Origin of the sequence: Cupriavidus sp. WS (assembly GCF_000395345.1) — a bacterium.
GTDB classification, from domain to species: Bacteria; Pseudomonadota; Gammaproteobacteria; order Burkholderiales; family Burkholderiaceae; genus Cupriavidus; species Cupriavidus basilensis_B.
Genome location: NZ_AQPL01000641.1, coordinates 1 through 550 on the forward strand (window position 1 = coordinate 1; position 550 = coordinate 550).

Below are 550 nucleotides of genomic sequence, written 5' to 3' on the forward strand. Positions count from 1 at the left end.
CTAACTATTTACGGATAAGCTCTAAGGCCCCCATCGCAGATGCGCTGTTTGAGTTTGGGGTGCAGTTCGTCAGATTCATCAACCACCGTGACCTGCTCGGCTGGGATCGATTGATCGCCTCTCTGGAAGCCCATCAAACCGAGCTACCCAAGCGATTTTTTGATCTAGGCCCAGGTCGCGGTCAACGTTTGCTGACGAAGATGATCGCGGACGCTGTAGCGAGCGGTCAGATTGAAACTGATGACGCAGCTTATGCCGCCGATGCGTTGACCGGTCTTTGGCTCGGGTTCGTTAACCTCGAAATCAAGCTTGGTGTTCGTCAACCCATGAAAGCGAATGAGATAACGCAGCGGGTCAGACGAGGAATAGATATCTTCATGAAAATATATGGGAAGCACGATGAAGGTTACCCATTTACTGCGCACTACGGCTAGGGATATGTCGGCTGAGCACATCGAAGCAGTGTTCTGGCGGTTCACGGTTGAGCCGACGGCAGGCCGGTGCTCTCAATTTTTTGACCATTCTCACGTACTGGAGTAAGAGTGCATGC

At 52.0% G+C, this 550-nt stretch carries 1 protein-coding gene; it reads left to right on the plus strand.

Features of this window, described 5'->3' with window-relative positions:
* A partial coding sequence (locus tag K206_RS42380; RefSeq protein ID WP_196812979.1) for a TetR/AcrR family transcriptional regulator C-terminal domain-containing protein occupies nt 1–434 on the plus strand: 434 nt, incomplete at its 5' end.
* Nucleotides 435–550 lie beyond the last annotated feature (116 nt).